The organism is Sedimentibacter acidaminivorans, assembly GCF_017873955.1.
Taxonomy (GTDB): domain Bacteria; phylum Bacillota; class Clostridia; order Tissierellales; family Sedimentibacteraceae; genus Sedimentibacter; species Sedimentibacter acidaminivorans.
Genome location: NZ_JAGGKS010000020.1, coordinates 1 through 1,370 on the forward strand (window position 1 = coordinate 1; position 1,370 = coordinate 1,370).

2 protein-coding genes are annotated in these 1,370 nt (G+C 33.5%); both read right to left on the reverse strand.

Annotated features, from left to right (window positions below):
• Nucleotides 1-293, reverse strand: a 293-nt coding sequence (locus J2Z76_RS16465; protein ID WP_425347572.1) for a molybdate ABC transporter substrate-binding protein, incomplete at its 3' end; no start/stop codon positions are given.
• Between the two features lie 56 nt (nt 294-349).
• The coding region (locus J2Z76_RS16470) for a molybdopterin-binding protein (protein ID WP_245210505.1) at nt 350-1,370 on the reverse strand (1,021 nt) is incomplete at its 5' end.

Genomic DNA, 1,370 nt, shown 5'->3' on the forward strand with positions numbered 1-1,370 from the left:
ATTAGGTCTTTATCATCTAGTGCCTTCATTTGCTTCATTGCTGCAGACATAAAAACATCAACATCAGCACCTTCTTCAATCTGCGCTTGTAGTTTTCCCGAACTATCATACGTTGCTTCAACTCTTACATTTGGATATTTTTCTTCAAACATAGGAATGATTTTATCATTTAAGCAATTTTGCATGCTCGCTGCAGCCGCAAGAAGAATTGTTGATGAATTAGAATTGTCTGTTGTGCTTTCACTATTATTACCAACACAACCTACTAAGACTAAAACTAAAAAACAAATCATACTAATAATCTTCTTCATTTGTAAGCTCCTTTTTCAATAACTCTATATACATTATGTTACATTCCTTTTCCAAAGCCACAATTTGGATATGTGCACATGTCACAATTTAAACACATCCCGCCTCGTCCAAGCCTACTTATATCTGATTTAGTTATGTAATCATCAGCCATAACTCTAGGTAAAATCAAATCAAAAATAGTTCTTTTTGCATACATAACACAACCTGGCAACCCTAAAATAGGCACTCTTTTACCATTGTAGTCATAATACGCTACAAGCATCATTGCACCAGGTAAAACTGGAGCTCCATAAGCTATTATATCTGCACCAGTATTTTTAATAGCTCCAGGTGTACGATCATCAGGGTCAACACTCATTCCTCCAGTACAAACAACAAGATCGGCACCATCTTTTATATAATTGATAACCGCATTTGTAATACTGTTCATATCATCATCTACAATTTTTTGCCCTAATATTTCAGTATCAAATTCACTTAGCTTTTCAATAATGACAGGTCCAAATGTATCTTTAATTCTCCCATGAAAAACCTCACTACCCGTAGTTACAATTCCTACCTTCTTATGTTTAAACGGCATTATTTCCATTATAGGCTTTCCTGCACCAATTTCTTCAGCCCTTTTCATCTTTTGTTCTTCAATTACTAAAGGAATAACCCTAGTTCCCGCTAGTTTATCATCTTTTTTTACTGCAGTATTCCCATGTCTTGTGGCTATCATCATTTCACCTAAACTATTAATCTCATATAATCTATCTAAATCAATTTTAAATAAACCATCAACATCGGCAATTACCTCTATTTTTCCTTCTTTTACTGGAGATGGCTTCATATTTTTATTTTTACAAATACCATAAAGTATTTCTGCTGCTTCATTTTCATGAAGAACTCCATCTTGTTTTTCCCATATATATATATTTTCTTTTCCTACAGAAAGCAAAACTGGAATATCTTCTTTTTTAATTACATGACCTTTTTTGAATGCTACATCCTTTTTCACACCTTTGATTATTTGTGTTATATCGTGGCATAAAACTTGCCCTACTGCATCCACTGTT